The sequence below is a fragment of the Aliiruegeria lutimaris genome (assembly GCF_900099935.1).
Classification (GTDB): Bacteria; Pseudomonadota; Alphaproteobacteria; order Rhodobacterales; family Rhodobacteraceae; genus Tropicimonas; species Tropicimonas lutimaris.
This window is the reverse complement of the sequence record NZ_FNEK01000137.1, coordinates 1-6346: the sequence shown is the minus strand read 5'-3', so window position 1 is coordinate 6346 and position 6346 is coordinate 1. Positions and strand designations below refer to the sequence as shown.

Below are 6346 nucleotides of genomic sequence, written 5' to 3'. Positions count from 1 at the left end.
TATCGCGATCGACGGTCAGGACGCGACCGACGTGCCGCCTGCCAAGCGCGGCCTGGCGATGGTCTTCCAGAGCTACGCGCTCTACCCGCATATGAGCGTGCGCAAGAATATCGCCTTCCCACTGCGCATGGCCAAGCTCGACAAGGCGGAGCAGGACCGGAAAGTCGAGGAAGCGGCCCGAGTGCTCAACCTCACCGACTATCTCGACCGTCGCCCCGGCCAGCTTTCGGGCGGCCAGCGCCAGCGGGTTGCCATCGGCCGGGCCATCGTGCGGGAACCCTCCGCCTTCCTCTTCGACGAGCCGCTCTCGAACCTCGACGCAGCGCTCAGGGTGAACATGCGGCTGGAGATCTCCGAGCTGCACAAGCAGCTCGCCACCACGATGATCTACGTCACCCACGACCAGGTCGAGGCCATGACCATGGCCGACAAGATCGTGGTGCTGCGCGCGGGAAATATCGAGCAGGTGGGCAGTCCACTGGAGCTATACCGCAAACCGCAGAACAAGTTCGTCGCCGGTTTCATCGGATCGCCCAAGATGAACTTCCTCACCGGCAAGACGGCCGCCGAACATGGGGCCGACACGATCGGCATCCGTCCGGAGCATCTCGACATCTCTCGCGAGGGCGGTACCTGGAAAGGCGTGGTCGGCGTTTCCGAACATCTCGGCTCCGACACCTTCTTCCACGTGAAGGTCGAAGGATCCAAGGACCCACTCACCGTCCGCGCAAGCGGCGAGGTCGATCTCCACCGTGGTGAAACCGTCTTCCTTAGCCCGCAAGGCGAACATCTCCACAAGTTCGACAAACAGGGACACGCGATCAGATGAAACGCCTTGACGGAAAGGCCGCGCCGATCACGGGATCGGCACGCGGCACCGGCAAGGCCTTCGCGGAAGCCGATATCCGCGAAGGCGCCACCGTCGCTATCGCCGAGGGCCTCGCGCCCGGTGAAAAGAAGAAGATCGTCGGGGCGGGGGTTCCCTTCGATCGCATGGCCAAGCCGGAAGACCTTGCCGGTATGGCCGTGTTCCTTGCCTCGGAGGAGGCGAATTACATCGTCGCCCAGACATACAACGTCGATGGCGGCCAATGGATGAGTTGAGACCATGAAACTTTCCGCTGAAACACTCGCCGATCTCCACCCGGAGATCTCTCGCCCCGCCTATGACCGCTCGAAAGTGACCGCGGGCATCCTCCATGTCGGCCTTGGAAATTTCCACCGCGCCCACCAGGCGATCTATATCGACGACCTGCTGGCCCGGGGGGGCTCCGAAGAGTGGGGCATACTCGGAGCAGGCGTCATGCCAGCCGATGCGCAGATGCGCGATGGTCTCAAGGCTCAGGACTGCCTCTACACGGTGCTCGAACAGGACGCCTCCGGCGACAAGGGCCGGGTGATCGGCTCCATGACCGATTTCGCCCCCGTCAGCCCCAACCACGAGGGAATCCTGCGAGCGATGGCCAGCCCGTCGATCCGGATTGTCTCGCTGACCGTTACCGAGGGCGGCTATTTCGTGTCCGCCGAGACAGGCGGCTTCAACCCCGACCACCCGGCGATCCAGGCCGACATCGCCAATCCCGGCAAGCCGGGCACCATCTTTGGCGCAATTGTCGAGGGGCTTCGGGCACGGCGGGAAGCCGGCATGGTACCGTTCACCGTCATGTCCTGCGATAACGTTCCCCATAACGGCGAGGTGACCCGCGCCGCCGTGCTCGGAATCGCCCGGGGACAGGATGCATCACTGGCCGATTGGATCGACGACAAAGTCGCCTTCCCCAATGGCATGGTCGACCGCATCACCCCGGCCACCACCGAGGCACGCATCAACCACCTGCGCGAGGCCTTCGGACTGGAGGATGCCCGCCCGGTCTTCTGCGAGCCGTTCCGCCAATGGGTGCTGGAGGACAAGTTTACCGACGGACGCCCGGCCCTCGAAGAGGTCGGCGTGCAATTCGTGCCCGACGTGACGCCCTATGAACATATGAAGATCCGCATCCTCAATGGCGGCCACGCCATGATCGCCTATCCGGGTGCGTTGCTCGGCCTGACCTATGCCCATGACGCCATGGCTCACCCCCTGGTACGCGGCTTTCTCGAAAAGGTCGAGACGACCGAGGTGATCCCGATCGTGCCGCCAGTGCCCGACACCTCGCTGACAGCCTATTTCGAGCTGATCGAGGAGCGCTTTGCCAACCCGCGCGTCGAAGACACGCTGTCGAGGCTCTGCCTGGACGGTTCCAACCGTCAGCCAAAGTTCATCGTGCCTTCGGCCGCCGATTGCCTGAAGGCCGGCCGCAGCATCGACGGGCTAGCGCTCGCGAGCGCGCTTTGGTGCCGCTACTGCTTCGGCGAGGGAGAACATCACGAGGAAATCCCTCCGAACGATCCGTCCTGGGACCGTCTCAAAGAGGCGTCTCGCGTGGCTCGCGACAATCCAGCCGCCTGGCTGCAAATGAGTGATATCTACGGCGATGTCGGCCAGTCGCCGCTCTTCAGGGAAGGATTCACAAAGGCGCTCAATGCCCTTTGGGAAAACGGCACGGAAGCCACCTTGCAGGCCTATCTGAACGACTGAGCCTATCGTTTATTCGCAATACGGCAACGTCCCGGCGTTCCGCCTTAGGATCGGCGGGGCGCTATCCAACGGGAATGCATATCAGCTGAGGCTGTCTTCGAACTGACAGGACGGGCCAGTCGGGGGGCTTTGCCCCCCGCGCTCTGTCGAGCGCTCCCCCCAGGATATTTTGCGAAAGGTGAAAACGAACTTGTTTCCGTTTCATCTTTCTCCAAATACCTCCGTCGGCGGCACGATCCGCAGGATCGCCCAAGCGGGCGGCACGTCCTCCGAGATCGGCGCGCAGCATTGGAAAGCGAAAAAGCGGGGCAGAGTCCCCACTCCCTGTCCCGCTTCGAGCGTCTGTCGGTTGCCCGTAGCTTCTAGGCTGCCGATGCGCTCTTCGCTTCTTCGAACCGCTTGATGATAAGCGGGAAGAAATTGTAACGCCACATGGCACAGGACACGCCGCCGCGCGTCTCGTCCACTCTTGCGAGGCGCCCGACCAGGACCTCGGTGCAGAAGGCAAGACTATTTCCGGTAGCGTCCCAGAAGGCCGTTTCCAGAATCCGCTGAAGCTCGGCGGTACTATCTGGGACCGGTGTATCGGCGAAGGTTTCTGCAAATTCTCGCCACAGGACATGATCGCCCCGCAGGACCCATGAATCCGGCTCATCCCTGAACAATTCGCCAATGTTCATCTACCCGTCCTCCTCTGTAGACGCGTTCCATTTCATGCATATATCGAACAGGGTGCTCCACTTCCTTGCGTCAGATCAACAACATCCTGCGCGGCCCTTCACTTTCACCTTTGTTGCCGCGAAACACCCGAAAGACAGGAAAGTACATTCAGCCCTCAAAATTACCTGAAGGTCGCAGATTTCCGGCCCGAATTGCCTGTTTGAGGCCGAAAGAGACCGCACTGTCGGTATGTCCAACCCGGCTGATCAAACCGACTGGCCGCACGATCTCAGGCGAGATCATTGGACGCGACGCAACCTCATTCGCGAATCCGGGGGTGATGGCAGAATTCGGCACCAACGCCATGCCTGCGCCGCCTGCCACCAGTTCCATCGCCGAGGTCGAGCGATGCACTTCGAATGTCCAGCCAAGCTGCAGGCGTTCGCGGGCCATCGCCTCGTCGATCAGAAGCCGGTTGCCCGTACCTCGTGTCGGAAGGATCAGCGCTTCGCCCTCCAGTTGCGCCCAGTTGATTTCCTTCTGCCGTACCAGCGGATGATCGTTCGGCAACACCAGCATCATTCGGTCGTCGAAGAGCGGTTCGAACTCGATAGAGCTCTCCAGTGCTGGCGTCGAAGAAATGCCGAAATCGGCATCCCCCTGGGAAACGGCCTCCGCTAGGTCATTGGCCGTCAGATCGAGAAAACGAATGCGGGCGGCGAAACCCGATTGCCGGAAACGGCGGATCGCCTGTGGGAGCACCGCCGACACGACCGTCGGGATTGTTGCCACCGAAACGACCATGTGGCGCTGATGTGCAAAGGCCACGCTTTCATCCCGCATCGCCAAGGCCGTTTCCTGTGCGTCATTCAGGATGGCCTCGGCCCGCACCTTCAGCCTCTTGGCCGCCAGGGTCGGTTTGACCGCCCGCGTGGAGCGTTCGAACAGGATCGAATCCAAGGCGGCTTCAAGCTTCTGAACCCGGCGGGAAATTGCGGGCTGCGAGAGGCCGAGCCGCTCGGCTGCGAGATGAAAGGCGCCGGTCTCCATCACCGCCAGGAAGGCCTCGAGATCGCTGAAATCGTAATTGATGCGCATATTGAATGAATTCCGGAAAATACAACATTTATCAAATCAAATGAAGTTTGCTATCGACACACCGACTGGAAATTCCAGCCATGACTGCGCTCCGCCAAGTGTTCGTTCGACAGTCTGGATCGGGGCTTCCATCTCCCGAACTTTCCGTACAGGCGCACCACGTTTGTCCTCGAATTACTGTATCGCACACCCATGATTCCAAGTGCCGAGAATGACCCGCGCTCGCGCCTGCTCCGCCGCCTTCTGACAGTCGCGATCGCCGGATTCGGCGTTATTCTGTTCAGCCTCTTGCGCCTCCCGCTCCCTTTCCTGCTCGGGCCGATGTTCGCTTGCCTCGGCTTTGCCCTGATCGGAGCGCGCATGGAGGGCATGGGGCTTCTGGGCGTCATATTCCGAACCATCCTGGGTGTCGCGGCTGGAGCCTCGATCACGCCCGCAGTTATCTCGCGCGTGCCGGACATGCTCGGATCGCTGGCGTTGGTACCCGTTTTCGTCACCGTTATCGCGCTCTGCTCCTACCCCATGCTGCGCCGCTTCTTTGGCTTCGATCACATCACCAGCTATTTCTCGGCCATGCCCGGCGGACTGCAAGACATCGTCATCTATGGCGAAGAGGCCGGCGCCAACATGCGTGTTCTGTCGCTGATCCATGCAACCCGCATCCTGATGTTGGTGAGTCTCGCGCCGATCATCCTCACCGCCATCTGGAAGGTCGACCTGGATGCCCGCCCCGGATTGCCGGCAACCGAAATCCCCCCCCACGAGATCGCCCTCATGATGGCGTCAGGCATTGCCGGCTGGCGGCTGGCGGCGCGGGTCGGCATGTTCGGCGCCTCGATCATCGGGCCGATGATCCTGACCGCGGCGCTAAGCCTTTCCGGGCTGATCACCCATCGCCCACCGGCCGAGATGATCTGGGCCTCGCAATTCTTCATCGGCCTCGGCGTCGGTGCAAAATATACCGGCGTCGCCTTCGGCGAGCTGCGCCGGACGGTGCTGGCAGGCATGACGAACGGGCTTCTTCTGGCCGCGATCTCGGTTGTCTTCATCGAGTTCATCGCCCGGACAGGGATCGCCCCCGGGCTGGACGCCTTCCTCGCTTTCCTGCCGGGCGGACAGGGGGAGATGGTGGTGCTGTCGATCATCGCCGGGGCAGACCTGACCTTTGTCGTGCTCCACCACATCTTCCGGATGGTCCTGGTCATCACCTTTGCGCCGATCGTGATGAAGCTGTTCGAGAAAGGCTGAACCGGTGCAACCAAGCGGCGTTTGATCCTCTCCTGTTTCCCTGCTTCGAATACAGTGATCGGGGGGCTGCACGGCCAGAAGCTCACAACAAGGCGCGCGGATGCCTTCATCGACCAGGCCGAGGGGCCGTTATGCGCGCATGTGAGCCAAACCAAACCGCACGGCCCATTATCGAGCCCGCCCCTATCACGATGTGTTCGGCCTTGAAAATGTGCCCCGGCCCGGCGCCACGATACCGAATGCGACAATCCGCATCCCGCTCATACTTGGTGCGTGAACGATCCTACGGATCGTGCCTCCGGCGGATGTATTTTCGGAAAGATGAATTGAATGAAAGCACTGCCCATCATCTTTCCGAAAATATCCTGGGGGGAGCGCTCTGAAGAGCGCGGGGGGCGAAGCCCCCCTTTTGTTGTCTGAACAACTACCGGCTTCTGTGGTTGCCGCCCGTAGTGCAAGGTTTTTTTGACGCTATTGGCGTGTGATCGATTGCGGTCTTCTGTCAGGCCTCGTTTTGCGGCGCATTCAGAAGCCGCGGGCCGGGATGGTGATCAGCGGATCGGATCCACATCTGACGCACGAGCTCTGCGGCTCTGCCGGTAGTACTGGTTTTCCGATCCAGATCTGTTCGATCATTGCGCCCATTCAGGTCATCGCTCTCTCACACTCCCGTCGCTCCAACGTTGGCGGGAAATGGAAAGCTGCTTACGTCGCCCCCAATGCCGGATCCCCATAATCCTCTTCTTTCGCCAGCATCGCCCA

5 protein-coding genes and 1 pseudogene are annotated in these 6346 nt (G+C 61.2%); 4 read left to right on the top strand and 2 right to left on the bottom strand.

The features are described 5' to 3' along the window. From BLR85_RS27445 to BLR85_RS27435, 3 genes and pseudogenes are all read left to right on the top strand, one after another. A partial coding sequence (locus BLR85_RS27445) for an ABC transporter ATP-binding protein (protein WP_139188593.1) occupies window positions 1-829 on the top strand: 829 nt, incomplete at its 5' end. A gap of 110 nt (window positions 830-939) precedes the next feature. Continuing rightward, window positions 940-1104 (top strand): annotated as a pseudogene (locus BLR85_RS30165) (SDR family oxidoreductase); the annotation flags it as partial. A gap of 4 nt (window positions 1105-1108) precedes the next feature. Then, window positions 1109-2578, top strand: a complete 1470-nt coding sequence (locus tag BLR85_RS27435; protein ID WP_093164905.1) for a mannitol dehydrogenase family protein — start codon at window positions 1109-1111, stop codon at window positions 2576-2578. A 362-nt stretch (window positions 2579-2940) separates the two neighbouring features. On the opposite strand, the gene BLR85_RS27430 is transcribed toward BLR85_RS27435, so the two are convergent. Together BLR85_RS27430 and BLR85_RS27425 are read right to left on the bottom strand one after the other, a co-directional pair. Next, window positions 2941-3258, bottom strand: coding sequence for a hypothetical protein (locus BLR85_RS27430; protein ID WP_093164902.1), 318 nt, complete (start codon window positions 3256-3258; stop codon window positions 2941-2943). A gap of 148 nt (window positions 3259-3406) precedes the next feature. Further along, window positions 3407-4336 carry a LysR family transcriptional regulator gene (locus BLR85_RS27425; protein WP_093164897.1) on the bottom strand — a complete coding sequence of 310 codons (930 nt, stop codon included), beginning with the start codon at window positions 4334-4336 and terminating at the stop codon, window positions 3407-3409. Window positions 4337-4528: 192 nt separating this feature from the next. On the opposite strand from BLR85_RS27425, the gene BLR85_RS27420 reads away from it, so the two are divergent. Continuing rightward, window positions 4529-5584, top strand: a complete 1056-nt coding sequence (locus tag BLR85_RS27420) for an AbrB family transcriptional regulator (RefSeq protein ID WP_093164895.1) — start codon at window positions 4529-4531, stop codon at window positions 5582-5584. The last annotated feature ends 762 nt before the right edge of the window (window positions 5585-6346 follow it).

Excerpts from the sequence above, each read along its gene's own strand:
- BLR85_RS27420 (WP_093164895.1), top strand. The coding sequence starts at position 4,529 with ATGATTCCAAGTGCCGAGAATGACCCGCGCTCGCGCCTGCTCCGCCGC.
- BLR85_RS27430 (WP_093164902.1), bottom strand. The coding sequence starts at position 3,258 with ATGAACATTGGCGAATTGTTCAGGGATGAGCCGGATTCATGGGTCCTG.
- BLR85_RS27435 (WP_093164905.1), top strand. The coding sequence starts at position 1,109 with ATGAAACTTTCCGCTGAAACACTCGCCGATCTCCACCCGGAGATCTCT.
- BLR85_RS27425 (WP_093164897.1), bottom strand. The coding sequence starts at position 4,336 with ATGCGCATCAATTACGATTTCAGCGATCTCGAGGCCTTCCTGGCGGTG.